This is a genomic window from Actinoplanes sp. HUAS TT8 (genome assembly GCF_051380535.1).
Classification (GTDB): Bacteria; Actinomycetota; Actinomycetes; order Mycobacteriales; family Micromonosporaceae; genus Actinoplanes.
In genome coordinates, this window is record NZ_CP195646.1 from 2,632,892 (window position 1) to 2,647,441 (window position 14,550).

Below are 14,550 nucleotides of genomic sequence, written 5' to 3' on the forward strand. Positions count from 1 at the left end.
GACGTACCGTCGAATTTTCCCGTCAAGCGTCGAGTATCACACCGGTAGGGTGGTTGATCATGGGTGAGAGCAGGCGGCGCACCGGCCCGTCCAAGGGCGACCTGCGCGAGGCCGCGATTCTCGAGGCAGCCCGGCGACTGTTCGCCGAGCAGCCCTACGACGCGGTGACCATCGACGACCTGGCCCGGGCGGCCGGGCTCTCCCGGACCGGGTTCTACTTCTATTTTCGTACGAAAACCGCGGTCCTCACCGCGTTGATGGCGAACTTCTGGGATGAACTCGGCGACTCCCACGTCTGGTTCGACAGCACGGGCCCGTCGCCGGAGCTGTTGCGCGACCAGCTGCGGGTCTCGGCCCGGCTGTGGCGCGAGCACGCCGGAATCCTGGCCTGCGCGCCCACGTCGGGTGAGCTGCGCGAGTTCACCGCCCGGGTCAAGGCCCGCTACGACGAACGGGCCGCCGACAAGATCCGCCGCGACCAGGAGCGGGGCGTGGCGACCACCGCCATCGCCGCCCCCCGCCTGGCCGAGATGATCTCGGCGATCCGGGACGCCCGCTACGAGCACCTGGCCCGGGCCACCGACGAGGAACTGGAGGCGGCGGTCGCCGACCTGGCCGAGGCCATCCAGCGCCTGGTCTACGCCTGACGCAGGGCCCGCGTCAGGGCGGGGATCATGATCGCGGCGGCGACGAGATGCAACCCGAGCAGGGCGGCGATCGTGGCGCCGTTCGCCCCGACCAGCAACGGCGGGACCAGCGAGATCACGGTCAACGGCACCGCAATCCACAGGAATCGTCGGGCCGGGTTCGAACTCCAGCGCCGCAGCGCGACCGCGATGACCACGCCCAGCACCGCGAAGAACCCGGTCACCACCGCGAACCCGGGCACCGGGATCGTCTCGCCGCCGTCCGGGACCTCGAAGTCCACCCCGGCGGCCCGGGCCAGCGCGGCGGCCAGGGTCGTGACCACCACCGCCGCGACCGTGGCACCGATGGCGGCCCGGGTCACTCCGTGCCGTCCGCGGGCAGTCGCTCCGGCAGCCCGAGCCCGGCGAACCGGTCGGCGTCGAACGTGAACAGCTCGGTGATCACCCCGTCGCTGACGCGCAGCACGTCCAGGGTCAGCGGCAGATACGCGTTCTCCTGCTCGCGCCACAGATAGAAGGCGACGGCCGGCTGCCGGTTCACGAACGTGGGGACACCGCGCAGACCGGTCATGCCCTCGAAGCCGTCCTGGACCCAGTCCTGCACGACCGCGTCACGGCCGAGGCGCAGTCCCGGCGTCGGCGGCATCGAAGCCCGGACGTCGTCGCGCAGCATCGCGGCCAGCGCCGGGACGTCGGTGGCGACACTGGCGTCGGTGAAACGCCGAACGAGATCGCGGGTCCTAGGGTCTTCCTGATTGCCGGCCCAGTCCTGCCGCTCGGCCGGCAGGTGCTCCCGCATGCCGGCGCGGGCCCGCTGCAGCGCGCTGTTCACCGAATTGACGGAATCCCCGAGCAGGTCGGCGACATCCTTGGCGGGCCAGCCGAGCACGTCCCGCAGAATCAGCACGGCCCGCGTCCGCGGCACGAGATGCTGGACCGCGACCAGGTAGGCCAGCTCGATCGTCTCCCGGGCGACGGCCACCGCCTCCGGCTCGTCCCCGTCCGCCGCGGGCAGCTCGTCGAGCAGCCGGTCCGGATAGGGTTGCAGCCAGCGGACCTCCCCGCCGGACGCGGGCTCGGGACGCCGCTTGCCCAGCAGGTCCAGGCAGGCGTTGGTGGCGATCCGGTAGAGCCAGGCCCGGAACGTGGACCGGCCCTCGAAGGTCTCCCGCCGGCGCCACGCCCGCAGGAACGTCTCCTGGACGGTGTCCTCGGCGTCCTCGAACGATCCGAGCATCCGGTAGCAGTGGACGTGCAGCTCCCGCCGGTGCCGCTCGGCCAGCCCGGCGAACGCCGGCTCGTCGACCTCATCCAGGTTGCTCACGTCCAGGCCTTCCCGCCGCGTATCCGTACTCATGCGCCATCCTTCCGCCTCGTCACATCCCGACAACAGGTATGACGGCCAAGCCCCCGGCAACTCATCACCGCGGTCCGACCGGCGAGAATGGCGCCATGAACTTCGATCCGGTGATCGTGGCCATGATCTGCGCCTTCGACATGCTCGACCACGCGCCGGCGGACCAGGTCGATCCGGATTTCGCGGTCGAGGTCCAGCAGGCGATGGGCGCCTATCTGGGCGAGCTGTCCGCCGAAGACGCACCCGAATTCCGCGAGATCCTGCTCCGCATCGCGGCCGAACGTTCTTCGGCCGACCCGGTGATCGCCGACTATCTGCGCAGAGTCGCCGATGGATACACCGCACGAGAGTGACGAGCGCAACGACGACTTTCTCGAAGCTCTGCTCGACGAGGCGTCAGCGGTCTTGCGGATACCAGCGCAGCTCCACCGTGTTCGAATCCGGGTCCCGGACGTAGATCGACACGGCGTCCCCGCGCGCCCCGAACCGCCCCACCGGCCCCTCCAGCACGGTGAACACCCCGGACGCGATCACCGCCTCCCATTCCAGGGGCTCGACCACCAGGCAAAGATGGTCCATGTTCGACTCTCCGCGCGGCTTGCCGACCAGATCGATGATCGTGTCCGCGCTCACCCGCACCGACGGGAACCCGACCCGACCGGCCCGCCACTCGTCGACGCGCACCGGCGCCAGCCCGAGCACCCCGCAATAAAACCCCAGCGCCCGCTCCACATCCGCCACCTTGAGAACCACATGATCAAAGGCGGTCACCCGCACCACATTCGTGTTCATGCCGTTCACGATTCCCCGGCCGAGGATCAAGACCAAGACCCGATTCGCGTACGATCGTTGACCCGGATTCAACGAAGGGCGGCGTCTTGCTGGAGCGGCACGAGGTCGAGACGTTCCTGACGCTCGCCGAGGAACTGCATTTCGGCCGCACCGCGCAACGCCTGCGCGTGACCACCGGCCGGATCAGCCACGTCATCAAGAAGCTGGAGCGACACGTCGGCGCCCCACTGTTCGAACGCACCAGCCGCCGCGTCACCATCACCGCCATCGGCCGCCGGCTGGCCGAGGACCTGACGCCCTTGGTCGAGCAGATGGATGCCGCGCTGCTGCGGGCGATCACCGCCGGCCGCGGGGTGACCGGCCGCCTGCGGGTCGCGTTCCTCGGCGAATATGTCGCCCCGGTCCTGTCAAAAGCGGTCACCCTCTTCACTGCCCGCCACCCCGATTGCGACGTCGAGGTCCGCGAGGTCCAGCTCTACAACTCGCGTGCCAGCCTCGTCGACGGCTCGATCGACGTCCTGATCGCGTCGTTCCCGTTCGACGGCATGGCCAACGGCCCGATCCTGATGACCGAGCGCCGCCTCCTGGCCGTCCCCGCCGATGACCCGCTGGCCGCCGAGAAGTCCGTATCCCTGGAGGTCCTCGCCGATCACCCGGTGATCCAGTATCCCGAGATGACGTCCGAGGAATTCAAGAAAAATCGCACCCCTTCGCGTACGCCGTCAGGCCGTCCCGTCCCCAAAGGCCCGCCCGGCACCACCTTCTCCGAGATGTTGTCCCTGGTCGCGATGGGTAGGGGCGTGCTGCCGGTGGGGGAGCAGACCCAGCGCTACCACCCGCGACCGGACATCGCCTACGTCCCGATCCGCGACGCCCCGCCGATCGAACGGGGCCCGGTCTGGCTGGAGTCGAACACCACCGCCTGGGTCCTGGAGTTCGTCCGGGCCGCCGCCGACAGCGTCAGGTGAGCCCGGCGTGGAACCGGAGCAGCCGCACCCGGTCGTCCCCGAGAGCCGGCCGCGCCCGCTCGATCAGCTGATCGAATCCAGCTCCGGGCCGCCCGTAGCTGGTCGCGGCTTCCGAGCGCAGCCAGGCCGCGAGATCGGAGCGCGCCGCGGCCCGCAACCGCCGATCCGGGTCGTCGATCACCCGCAGGTCCGTGGCCAGCCGCTCCCAGACGTCACCACCGGTCAGCAGCCCGAACCCGGCGAACCGAACATGCGCCGGATTCCCCTGGCCGAGCAACGAGCCCAGCACCTCGGGGTCCACGAACTCACGGCGCAGCGACCGAACCGCTTCCCGAGTGACCGCGGCCGACTCGTCCCGAAGCAACGGCACCAACAGTTCGGCGCGGGTGACACCCACGCGCCGCAAGGCCCGGACCGCCTCGGCCCGCCCCCGCGCCCACGGATGCGCGAGCCCTCGAATCAGCAGTTCAGCGTCCTCAGGCCCACCGGTCTCACCGAGCCCGGCGATGATCGACGGCTCGGCCGGCACGAGCTCCATGAGCCGGCGGTAGTAAACGGCCGAGTCCGCGGTCTGAACGATCTCCCGAACCCGCGAACTCCGGTCGCTCAACGCCGCCTCGACGACCTCACCCCGCGCGACCAGCGCCCGAACCGCCTCTGCCCGCACCAGCGCGGTACGCCCGGCCGCCATCGCCCGCAGTTGCGCCACGTCGGCCCCCGCCACTGCAGCACGCGCACACATGGTCCGGATCACCAGGTCGGGGTCCCGGACCGCGGCCTCCACCAGGCGTTCCTGATCCCACCGCCCGGCCGCGATCGCCGTCCGGCAGGCAGCCCGCCGAACCCGCCGATCCGGCGCCCGCATCAACTCGTCCAGGGGCATGTCCCGCATGGACGCCTCGACATGCGAGACCAGCCAGGCACCCTCACGCCGTCCACCCAGCACGAACGCCAACGCCACGAACGGCAGCGCTTCCCGGCCGGCGATCACCGACCGAGCGGCCCGCCGAACCTCCGGCACCCAGTCCCCGGCCCGCAACGCCAGCACCGCCACCACGGCCGCTTCCGACCGCCCGGCCAGCCGCACCACCGCTGCCTCCCGCACCCGCCCGTCGCGGTGACAAGCCTGCACCACCAGCCGCAACGTGTCCGAGATGTCCCACACCCGGCCCGGCGAATACCGAAGCGCCTGGTCAAGGGCCGGCCACCGAGGAGCCGCGATCCCGCCGAGCACGTCCAGGGCCGCACCCCGCATGTTCTCGTCCTCATCGGCCGCGAGAGCCAGAATCGCGCCCCCGTCACCGATCCGGGCCAGCGCCAGCCGCCGGTCCACCGGCCGAGGTGAACGCTCGTCGGCCGCCCACCCCAGCCGACGCCAGACCCGGTTGATCAGATTCCTCACGGGGTGAGATTGTGCCGCCGTCCGGGCCACCTGAGCGACCGCATTCAGGCTGCCGGCGGCGTGACCGTCTCGCGTTCGGGGAATCGGCCAGGGAGGGCGGCAAATCCTCCGAGAGTTCGAGTGACGTCGCTGTAACCGTAAGCGATGATGCCTGTCGTCACCGGCACGATGGCGCGGGCCCGCGCCGAGCAGATCCGCGCCTACCCCCAGCTGGTCAGCGACTTCCAGGAGTTCCTCGGCCTGGTCGGTCTCGACCTGCGCACCCGCACCGGCCGTAAGTATGCCCGGGTGGTGATCTGCATCGACGAACTGGACAAGATCTCCAGCGCTGAGCAGGCCGAGCAGTTCCTCAACGAGGTGAAGACCGTTTTCGGGGTGGACGGCTGTGTGTTCCTGGTGGCGGTCTCCGAGGACGCGCTGTCGAGTTTCGCCCGGCGGGCGCTGTCGGCGCGGACGACGTTCGACACGGCGTTCGACGATGTCATCACGCTGCGGCGCTTCGACCTGGCGGACACCCGGCGGTTGCTGGTGCAGCGGGTGTTGCGCCTGCCCGAGCCGTACATCTGGCTCTGTCATTGTCTTTCCGGGGGTCTGCCCCGGGACCTGAATCGGATCGTGCGTGTCCTCTACGACGTCTCCGCCCATCGGGGTGTCACCGATTTCGCCGAGCTGGCCGCCGAGTTGGTCCGGCGGGACGTCGATTCGGTCGCGCACGCGCAGTCGCTCCGGCTGACCGAGCAGCCGGATTCGGTCACGGCGGGGCTCGTCCGATGGTTCGTCGGTGCCCGGCGTCTGAGTCTGACCGCGACGGCGATCCGGGACTATGCCCGCGACGCGCCGCCTTCGGACGATCCGGCCAAGGGTGCGCTCGTCGAGCAGTTCCAGGCGTATCTGGCCTATATCGCGGCCGTGCGGGAGCATTTCTGCGAGCGGACCGCCGGGACGATCGACCGGCTGCGGCGATCAGCTGATGATCGCGGCAATCCGGTCCGGCATCTGGCCGACGCGCGGGCCGCGTTGTCGGCCGACGCGGTGGAGGCCCGTGCGGCGGTCGAGCGGTTCCTGCGGGAGATGGCCGAAAAATAGTCGGGTGAGGTTGTCGGGTCGGCCGGTCGGCGTTCGTAGCTCGGGTGAGAGGCTGCCCGGGACGGGCGCCGCGAGCCATGGGAGATGAAGCGCGATGCAATATCTGCTTTCCGTGATCGATGATGGGACCGGGCCGTCCACCCCGGCCGAGGACGCGGCGATCGACGTGTTCAACGCCGGGCTTCAGGCCGGTGGGTACTGGGTCTACGCGAACGGGCTGACCACGCCCGACATGGCCACCACGATCGACAACCGGGACGGGGCCGGGCTGATCACCGACGGGCCGTTCGTGGAGACCAAGGAGTACCTGATCGGTTTCTGGATCGTGGAGGCCGAGGACCTGGACGTGGCGCTCAAGCTGGCCGCCGACGGGTCGAAGGCGTGCAACCGCAAGGTCGAGGTGCGTCCACTCCATTGAGCGACTTCGACGTGCGGGCGGTGATCGCGCGGGCTCACCAGCAGGAGTGGGCTCGCGTCGTCGCCGCACTGACCAGACGGTTCGGTGATCTGGACATTGCCGAGGAGTCGGCCGCGGAGGCGTTCGCGACGGCGGTGGAACGCTGGCCGGCCGATGGTGTGCCGCCGAATCCGGGCGCCTGGCTGACCACGACCGCGAACCGCAAAGCCATCGACCGGCTCCGCCGTGAGGCCAAGCGCGACGACAAGCACAGGGAGGCATTGATCGTGTACGACAACGAGCCGCCCGAGCCGATCGGCGCCGTCGAGGACGAGCGGCTCCGGCTGGTCTTCACCTGCTGTCACCCGGCGCTCGCCCCGGAGGCCCGGGTGGCGCTGACCCTGCGCATGGTGGCCGGCCTGACCGTGCCCGAGATCGCCCGCGCCTTCCTGGTCCGGGAGACCGCCATGGAGCAGCGGATCACCCGCGCGAAAGCCAAGATCAGGGCGGCTCGGATTCCGTACCGGGTGCCGTCCGAGGAGGATCTCCCGGTGCGCGTGGACGGCGTGCTGGCGGTGCTGTTCCTGGTGTTCAACGAGGGCTATCTGACGACGAGTTCGGGTGCCGATCCCGTACGTCATGATCTGACCGCCGAGGCGATCCGGCTCACCCGGCTGGTCCGCCGGTTGATGCCGGGCGACGGCGAGGTGGCCGGGTTGCTCGCGTTGATGCTGCTCACCGACGCCCGCCGCGCCGCCCGGCTCTCGGCCGGGGGTGAGTTGGTCGTGCTCGGCGAGCAGGACCGCGGCGCCTGGGACACCGCGCTGATCGCCGAGGGGCACGGCCTGGTCCGTGAGCGCCTGGCCGCCGGCGTGGCGCCGGGCCGCTATCAGATCCTGGCCGCGATCAACGCGGTCCACACGTCGGCCCGCGATGTCCGCGACACCGACTGGTCCCAGGTGGTCGCCCTCTACGACCAGCTCGTGCGCCTCGATCCGTCGCCGATCGTGGCCCTGAACCGGGCCGTGGCGGTCGCCGAGCTGGACGGCCCGGAGGTGGCCCTGGCCGTCGTGGACCGTATCGCCGACCGGTTGGACGGCTACCACATCTTCCACGCCACCCGGGCCGACCTGCTGCGCCGTCTCGGCCGCAGCGCGGAGTCCCGGGCGGCCTACGACCGCGCGATCGCCCTGACCGCCAACTCGGCCGAGGCCGCCCACCTGACCCGCCGGCGCGATCAGCTGGCCTGATCGGGGTCCGGCCGGAAAGGATCGTCCACCACGGACTGGCGACTTCGTCCTATCCTGTCGGCGAGACCAAGGGGGCACCGTGACCGATCCGCAGCCGGAGTTGTCCACGCGGGAGCTGAAGCGGCGATGGACCGGCCAGTTCGGGGTGGCCGCCGGCCTGCTGATCGGCTTCGCCTTTCTCGTGGTGGCGATGATCCTGCTGGCCGGCGGGGACGACGTGGTCTGGCAGCGGCGGGTCTACGTCTTCGGTGCGGTCGAGGCCCTGGTCTTCACCGCGATCGGCTGGCTGTTCGGGCGTGAGGTGCACCGATCGGCCGCGCAGGCGGCGCGCGCCGACGCCGACGCCGCCAACCAGGCGGCCGAGCAGGCTCGCGCGGAGACGCGGACCGAGACCAGCGAGGCGGCCGCCGCGCGGGTCGCCGCGGCCGAGGCCGCGACCACGCTGCGGGCGGTGCGGGCGGCGGCCCTGGCCGCGCCGGCACCGGAGCCGGGCGGCCCGCGCGACGTCGGTCTCCGCCCGCGCGGCGAGGTGGGTTTCGACCTGCGCGGGCTCATCACGGAGTTGACCGATCCGCCGATCCGGCCGGGGTCCGGCGAGCGGGATTGAGATCGGCCGTCCACATTATTCCGTCCGGCCCAGGACCCGAATACAGTCAATCGCGCTCTCCCGATGACCGCGCGAGGACCAGCCTGTTCATGATCGAATTTCGCCGTTTCCGGATCCGACCGGCATGACCGACCCGCAAGACGATTTCGTCCGCCTGGTGCGCCGCTGCCTGGTCCGGATCGACACCGCCGACGGTGGCGCCGGCAGCGGCTTCTGGATCGCTCCCGGACTGGTCCTGACCTGTGCCCACGTCGCGCCCCAGGGGACGGTGACGGTCACCTGGCAGTCGCATCGGCTGACCGGGAAGGTCCGGCAGGCGTCCCCTCCCCGGCGCGCCGACCTGGCCGGTTCCTGGCCCTATCCGGACGTCGCGCTGATCAGCGTTCCCGGGGTCGACAACGACTGTGTCTGGTTGAGCGAGCAGAACCTGCCGATCAACGCGCCGCTGTTTCTGATCGGACACTCGGCGGTCTACGCGCCCGATCTCCAGGTGCACTCGGCCAGTGGCAAATTGGCCGGAACCTATGGCGACGACGCGGAATTCTGGCGTTTCACCGGCGACGAGATCGCTCCGGGCATGTCCGGTGGTCCGGTGCTCGACCTCACCAACGGAACGGTGTGCGGCATGGTCAAGACCAGCCGCGACGTGGAGGCCGAACGGGGCGGGCTGCTGGTGCCGATCCGGGCCCTGGATCACCTCGACCCGGCCGAGCAGGCGGCACTGTGGGAGGGGCACGACCGGTTCCACGCCGCCGGCTCGTGGACCGAGGTTCGCCACCGGCGGACGGTGGAGCTGGAGGCGACCCGCCCGGCCGCCCTCCTGGCCCAGGAGGAGGCCGGGCTGTTCGACCTGCTGAGCCGGTTGAGCGGCACGCCCGACCTGATCGCCCTCTACGCCGAGGCGGTCGGGCCGGCGACCGGTCTGCCGCCGGAGCCGATCACCAGCATCCGCCGGCTCGGTCACCTGCTCGCCGACCGCCCGGCGGGCCGGCCCGGGCAACTGCATCCCCTGCTGCGGCTGACCGATCGGCTCGCGCGGGCGGAATCGAGCGTGACCGGTGCGGCCCTGCACGAGTGGACCGTGCGGGTGGCGGCCCGGCGCGGGGAGTACGGCGAGCTCGAACAGTGGCGACGGACGCCCGCCGAGCCGGGCCGGCACCGCGCCGGTGAACGGCCGTCGATCATCGTGCGGGTCGATCCGCACTCCCTCGACCACACCCGTTACAACGTCACCCTGTGGGTGCACCAGACGGGCAAGCACAGCCGGAAGGTGTACTGCGACGACGGCCTCGGCCAGGACCTGGCCGGCACCCGGGCGACCATCACCGAGCAGCTCCGCTCGCTGCTGAAACGGCTGGAGGGCCGGGCCGGGGTGGAGTTCGTCGTGCCCGCCGAGCTGTTCGAGGAGGACTTCGAGGACCTGGCGGTGACCCGGTACTCCCGGCTGGGCCGGACCAACCCGGTGGTCATCCGCGACCTGGAACGGTTCACCGATTCCATCAGCTGGTCGTCGTGGAAGGAACGCTGGCGAGCCCTGCACACGGGTACGGGCAGTACGGAGTGGCTGGCCTGCACCGATCAACACAGCGAGCCCGAGTTCGACGCCGGCCTGCGCCTGTCGCCCGAGATCGCGCTGCTCGGCCTCGCCCGGCAACCACGCCAGTTCGCCGGGGACACCCTCGGGGTCGCCATCGGCGTCGGTATCCCGGCCGCGGTGTGGAGCCGGAACACCTGCCCGGAACACCAGGCCGACGAGGCCGCCGAGAGCTGCTCGGGGCACCGGTTCCGGCACGGCCTGTCGGAGGCGCTGGCCGGGCACCGGCTGGCCGACCTGCCCGACGTCGTCCAGCGGCTCCGCAACGAGGCGGCGGCCGGCCGGGAGCCGATGTGGGCCGGCATCGTCCTGCTCTGGGACGACCCCGAGCACAATCCCGAGCCTGCCGTCCCGCTCGTCGAGCTGGCGTGACCGAACGGAGTTTCGATGACCGACTGGCACGTCTTCCAGGGTTCGGGGACGCCCCACGACTGGACCATGCCGCCCGCCCCACCCTGGCGGAACTTCGCCACCGAGCCCAGCCTGCACCTGGACGAGGACGGCTGGTGGGAGCGGAATCCGATCAACCTGGAACGGGCCCGGACGTATCAGCCCGAGCCGAAGGAACTGGAATCGCTCAACGTCGCCCTGTTCCTGCGCCGGCCGCTGCTGATCACCGGGCCGCCGGGCACCGGCAAGTCGACACTGCCGTACGCGGTGGCTCATGAGTTGGGTCTCGGCCCGGTGCTGCGCTGGCCGATCAACAGTCGCTCGACCCTGCAGGAGGGCCTCTACCGTTACGACGCGGTCGGCCGGCTGCAGGACAGCAATCTGTCCGGGTCGGACGACCGTCCGGCCCCGGCCGGGATCGGCCAGTACATCCGGCTCGGACCGCTCGGCACCGCCCTGCTGCCGTTCCATCGACCGCGCGTACTGCTGATCGACGAGATCGACAAGAGCGACGTGGACCTGCCCAACGACCTGCTCAACGTCCTTGAGGAGGGCGAGTTCCCGATCCCCGAGCTGATCCGCGGCGGGGAGCGGGGCGAGCAGATCTTCATCCACGGGCAGGACGAGCCGGTGCCGCTGCCCAGCGGGACCGTGCGGTGCAGCAACTTCCCCGTCGTGGTGCTGACCAGCAACGGCGAGCGCGATTTCCCGCCGGCCTTCCTGCGCCGGTGTGTCCGGCTCGAACTGTCCGCGCCGGACCCGGACCGGCTGGCCCGGATCGTCGAGTCCCACCTCGGGCCGGACTACCGGGAGCGGTCGGCCGACCTGATCCAGCACTTCCTGACCCAGCGCGGTTCGTCCCAGCTCTCGACCGACCAACTGCTGAACGCGGTCTTCCTGACCATGAACGTGACCGCCGACGATCGCCGCCAACTCATCGACAGCGTCCTGCGCAGCCTGTCCTCCACGAACTGATCATGCGCACCGGCGAGTTCATCGACGTCCTGCGACGGGCCGGTCTGCCCGTCGAGGCGATGGAGGTCGCCGAAGCGTTGTGGCTCGCGAGCACGGCCGGCACGCTGGCCCCGGCCGCCACCGAGGAAGCCGTCCCGCAGCCGCGGATCCGCCGGCCGCCGAAGCGCGGACCCGCGCTGCCCTCATCGGCGGGACCACCCGGCCCGGACCCCGGCGCGGCCGTGGAGGACCCCGACCCGCTGCCGACCGGGCAACCGGTGCTCGACCCGGGCGCCGAGAGTGTCCCGCTGACGCTGCCCGCAGCCGGAGAACGAGCGGTCACCGAGGTGACCGGCCGGGCCTTCCTGGTCCCGACCGGGCCCACACTGCCCGACCGGGGCGCCTTGCTGCGCGCGTTGCGGCCGCTCAAACGGCGGATCGACTCCCGGCGCGACGAAGTCCTGGACGAGGACGCGACCGCGCAGCGCATCGCCGGCGGCGGACCGCCCAGCCCGGTGCTGCGTCCCGCGCAGGAGCGCTGGCTCGATGCCGTGGTCGTGGTGGACTCGGCGCCGTCCATGGACCTGTGGGCGGGGACGGCCGGCGAGTTGCGTTCCGTGCTGCGTCAGCTCGGCGCGTTCCGCGACATCCGGCTCTGGCGGATGGTCCACGACGGAAACGCCGGGCTGGGCGTGACGCCGTACGGCGCGGCCACCCACCTCGACCTGGGCGTCCGCAGTGGCAGCGAGTTGATCGACTTCTCCGGCCGGCGCCTGTTCCTGGTGTTCACCGACGCGACCTCGCAGGCCTGGCGCGACGGTTCGGCCGGCTCGCTGCTGGCCGCCTGGAGTGCACGGGGCTTCGTGGTGATCGTGCAGCCGCTGCCGGAGCGGCTGTGGTCGCGCACCGGACTGCACGTCCGCAACGGGACCTTCGTGTCCTTCCGGCCCGGGACATTCACCGGTGAGCAGACGTTCGTGGAGCGACGCCGCCGGCCGCGCGAGCTCGCGGCCGTGGAACGTCCGGTGCCGGTGGTCGAGCTGCGACCGGCCTGGATGGCCTCGTGGTCCCGGACGGTGGCCGGGGCGACGGACGGCGGCATCGAGCTGGCGGCCGCGATCATCACCTCCGAACCGTCGGCGCGGGCCGCGCCACCGGCCGAGGGGGTGCCGGACGACGCCGAGACCCTGGTCGGTCAGTTCTTCGCCACCGCCTCACCGGACGCGTGCCGGCTCGCCGTGTGCCTCGCCGCGGTACCGCTCGACCTGCACGTCATCCACCTGGTCCAGCGCGCGATGGTGCCCGCGTCCGGGCCGACCCACGTGGCCGAGGTGCTGCTCTCCGGGTTGCTGCGGCGGGTGGCCAACGGCAGCGCGGCGCTGCACCGGTTCGACTTCCGCCCCCGGGTTCGTGGCCTGCTGCTGGACGAGTTGCGGGTCTCCGAGATGCGGCAGGTCCTGGACCTCGTCTCGGACTACGTCACCACGCACGGCGGCTTCTCCGACGCGACGTTCGGGGCGGTCGCGGCCGTCGCCGGCGGCTCGGCGGCCGAGGTCGTGGCGCGCCCCTTCGCCTGGATCCCGTACGAGTTGGTCGAACGGCTCGAACCGCGGACACCGGTTCCGCCGCCGGGCCAGGTGCCCACCGGGGACGGTTCCGGGGAGGAACCGGCCGACCTCGTCCCCGGCGTCACGGTCGATCACCGCTATCGGCTGGACGAACAGATCGGCGGGGGACGGACGGGGGACCTGTGGCGGGCCACCGACCTGCAGCTCAGTCAGACGGTCGCGGTCAAGGTCTCACCGGCCGAGTTGTTCCCGGACGCGGCGGCCACGGCGGCGTTCCACCGCCGGGCCCAGGCCGTCGGGCGCATCGAGCATCCCGGCGTGGTGCGGGTCCACGGCTCCGGGACGATCGCCGCGAGCGGTGCCCAGTACGTGGTCATGCAACATCTCGACGGCTCCGATCTGTCGGAGATCCTCGGTCCGGGCGAGCAGGTGCTGGCCGCGGGCTCGGCGCTGCTGGTGATCGCCCAGGCCGCGGAGGCGCTGGCCGCGGTCCACGAGCAGGGCCTCGTGCACGGTGACGTCGACCCGGTCGCGCTGCGGGTGCTGTCCAGCGGCCGGGTGGTCCTGACCGGGTTCCGGTTCGCCCGGCCGGCGGCCCGCGGGACGGTCCGGGCCGAGCTGCTCGTCGGTGACGCCGAGTACATCTCGCCCGAGCATTCCCGGTCGGAGCCGCAGCCGAGTTCCGACGTCTACTCGCTCGGTGTGGTCGGATACCGGTGTCTCGCCGGGCAGCCGCCCTTCACCGGCCTCGACGCCCTGGAGGTCATCCAGAAGCACCTGCGGGAGCTGCCGCCGCTGCTGCCCGCCTACGTGCCGCCGGAGGCGCGGACCCTGATCTCCGGCACGTTGCGCAAGGCGCCCGCGGAGCGGCCGGCCGCGCGGGCGCTGGCCGCCGAGGCCTGGGTCGTGCTGAACGGGCCGGGGTTCGAGGGCGTGCGCACGGCCTCCGGACCGTTCCCGCCGGTGACTGTCCGGCCCGGGCCTGATCAGGGGTTCGGCCTTCTCGGCGAGCCGCGGGCCGACCGGCCCGGATTCCTGGAGGGCGACACCGAGGTGTTGCCGGAGGTCCCGGTCCGCGGAGCCCCGCCGTATTACACGGACCCGGAGGGACCGGACGACGACCAGCCGCCGGCCGACGACCCGGAGCAGGTGGCCCGGGCCGAGCAGACCCTGGTCGAACGTTATCCGCCCGCGGCCCGGCGGTTCCTGCGCGGGCCGCTGACCGCCGCGACGATCATGCGGGAGATCCTCGCCGTGGCCGAACGCGGCGTCGAGCCGGAGTCGTCACCGTTCCCACCGGTGCCGAACCGCTTCACGGTCTCGCTCGCCCCGCCCGACCACGAGCATTTCGTGCGGCTCCTGCCGCCGATCGAGGAGGCTTTCGCGGGGCACCTGGCACGTGTTTTCCGCGTTCGCGGCTGGTACCCGGCCGGGACCGTGACCGTCGGGTTCGTGGCCGATGACCTGATCCGATCACCCCAGGTGTCGGTCATCGCGGACAGCGTCCCCGGCGGGGGCATCATCGCGTGACCGGGACC

Annotated in this window: 14 protein-coding genes; 10 read left to right on the plus strand and 4 right to left on the minus strand. The window is 71.5% G+C overall.

Annotated elements, in window-relative coordinates; all coding sequences use genetic code 11:
* The first annotated feature begins 59 nt into the window (after window positions 1–59).
* Window positions 60–647, plus strand: a complete 588-nt coding sequence (locus ACSHV8_RS11575; RefSeq protein ID WP_436532183.1) for a TetR/AcrR family transcriptional regulator — start codon at window positions 60–62, stop codon at window positions 645–647.
* On the opposite strand, the gene ACSHV8_RS11580 is transcribed toward ACSHV8_RS11575, so the two are convergent.
* Together ACSHV8_RS11580 and ACSHV8_RS11585 are read right to left on the minus strand one after the other, a co-directional pair.
* A complete protein-coding gene (locus ACSHV8_RS11580; RefSeq protein WP_436532185.1) occupies window positions 638–1,009 on the minus strand; it encodes a DUF6069 family protein in 372 nt (123 codons plus the stop codon). The two genes, ACSHV8_RS11575 and ACSHV8_RS11580, sit on opposite strands and share 10 nt — an antisense overlap.
* Window positions 1,006–2,004: an RNA polymerase subunit sigma-70 gene (locus tag ACSHV8_RS11585; RefSeq protein WP_436532187.1), complete on the minus strand. Its 999-nt coding sequence runs from the start codon at window positions 2,002–2,004 to the stop codon at window positions 1,006–1,008. Before ACSHV8_RS11585 ends, ACSHV8_RS11580 begins: the two co-directional genes overlap by 4 nt.
* Window positions 2,005–2,099: 95 nt before the next feature.
* Between ACSHV8_RS11585 and ACSHV8_RS11590 the strand changes: the two genes are divergently transcribed.
* On the plus strand, window positions 2,100–2,357 hold the full coding sequence (locus ACSHV8_RS11590) for a hypothetical protein (protein WP_436532189.1): 258 nt from the start codon (window positions 2,100–2,102) through the stop codon (window positions 2,355–2,357).
* Between the two features lie 43 nt (window positions 2,358–2,400).
* Here ACSHV8_RS11590 and ACSHV8_RS11595 read toward each other — a convergent pair whose 3' ends face one another.
* Window positions 2,401–2,826: a VOC family protein gene (locus tag ACSHV8_RS11595; protein ID WP_436532191.1), complete on the minus strand. Its 426-nt coding sequence runs from the start codon at window positions 2,824–2,826 to the stop codon at window positions 2,401–2,403.
* Window positions 2,827–2,882: 56 nt separating this feature from the next.
* Here ACSHV8_RS11595 and ACSHV8_RS11600 point away from each other — a divergent pair, with 56 nt between their 5' ends.
* Window positions 2,883–3,764: a LysR family transcriptional regulator gene (locus ACSHV8_RS11600; RefSeq protein WP_436532193.1), complete on the plus strand. Its 882-nt coding sequence runs from the start codon at window positions 2,883–2,885 to the stop codon at window positions 3,762–3,764.
* On the opposite strand, the gene ACSHV8_RS11605 is transcribed toward ACSHV8_RS11600, so the two are convergent.
* Complete coding sequence (locus ACSHV8_RS11605; RefSeq protein WP_436532195.1) at window positions 3,757–5,166, minus strand: hypothetical protein; 1,410 nt, start codon at window positions 5,164–5,166, stop codon at window positions 3,757–3,759. The two genes, ACSHV8_RS11600 and ACSHV8_RS11605, sit on opposite strands and share 8 nt — an antisense overlap.
* 144 nt (window positions 5,167–5,310) lie before the next feature.
* Between ACSHV8_RS11605 and ACSHV8_RS11610 the strand changes: the two genes are divergently transcribed.
* The 7 genes from ACSHV8_RS11610 (at window position 5,311) to ACSHV8_RS11640 (ending at window position 14,542) form a co-directional block, all read left to right on the plus strand.
* Window positions 5,311–6,252, plus strand: coding sequence for a hypothetical protein (locus ACSHV8_RS11610; RefSeq protein WP_436532197.1), 942 nt, complete (start codon window positions 5,311–5,313; stop codon window positions 6,250–6,252).
* Window positions 6,253–6,346: 94 nt separating this feature from the next.
* Complete coding sequence (locus tag ACSHV8_RS11615; protein ID WP_436532199.1) at window positions 6,347–6,670, plus strand: YciI family protein; 324 nt, start codon at window positions 6,347–6,349, stop codon at window positions 6,668–6,670.
* Window positions 6,667–7,899, plus strand: coding sequence for an RNA polymerase sigma factor (locus ACSHV8_RS11620; RefSeq protein ID WP_436532201.1), 1,233 nt, complete (start codon window positions 6,667–6,669; stop codon window positions 7,897–7,899). The genes ACSHV8_RS11615 and ACSHV8_RS11620 overlap by 4 nt, the downstream gene beginning before the upstream one ends.
* 79 nt (window positions 7,900–7,978) lie before the next feature.
* Window positions 7,979–8,506, plus strand: coding sequence for a hypothetical protein (locus tag ACSHV8_RS11625; RefSeq protein WP_436532203.1), 528 nt, complete (start codon window positions 7,979–7,981; stop codon window positions 8,504–8,506).
* A gap of 124 nt (window positions 8,507–8,630) precedes the next feature.
* Window positions 8,631–10,472: a trypsin-like peptidase domain-containing protein gene (locus ACSHV8_RS11630; protein WP_436532205.1), complete on the plus strand. Its 1,842-nt coding sequence runs from the start codon at window positions 8,631–8,633 to the stop codon at window positions 10,470–10,472.
* A gap of 15 nt (window positions 10,473–10,487) precedes the next feature.
* Entirely contained in the window at window positions 10,488–11,465 is a 978-nt protein-coding gene (locus ACSHV8_RS11635; protein ID WP_436532207.1) for an AAA family ATPase, read from the plus strand.
* A gap of 2 nt (window positions 11,466–11,467) precedes the next feature.
* Window positions 11,468–14,542, plus strand: coding sequence for an FhaA domain-containing protein (locus ACSHV8_RS11640; protein WP_436532209.1), 3,075 nt, complete (start codon window positions 11,468–11,470; stop codon window positions 14,540–14,542).
* Window positions 14,543–14,550: the final 8 nt, after the last annotated feature.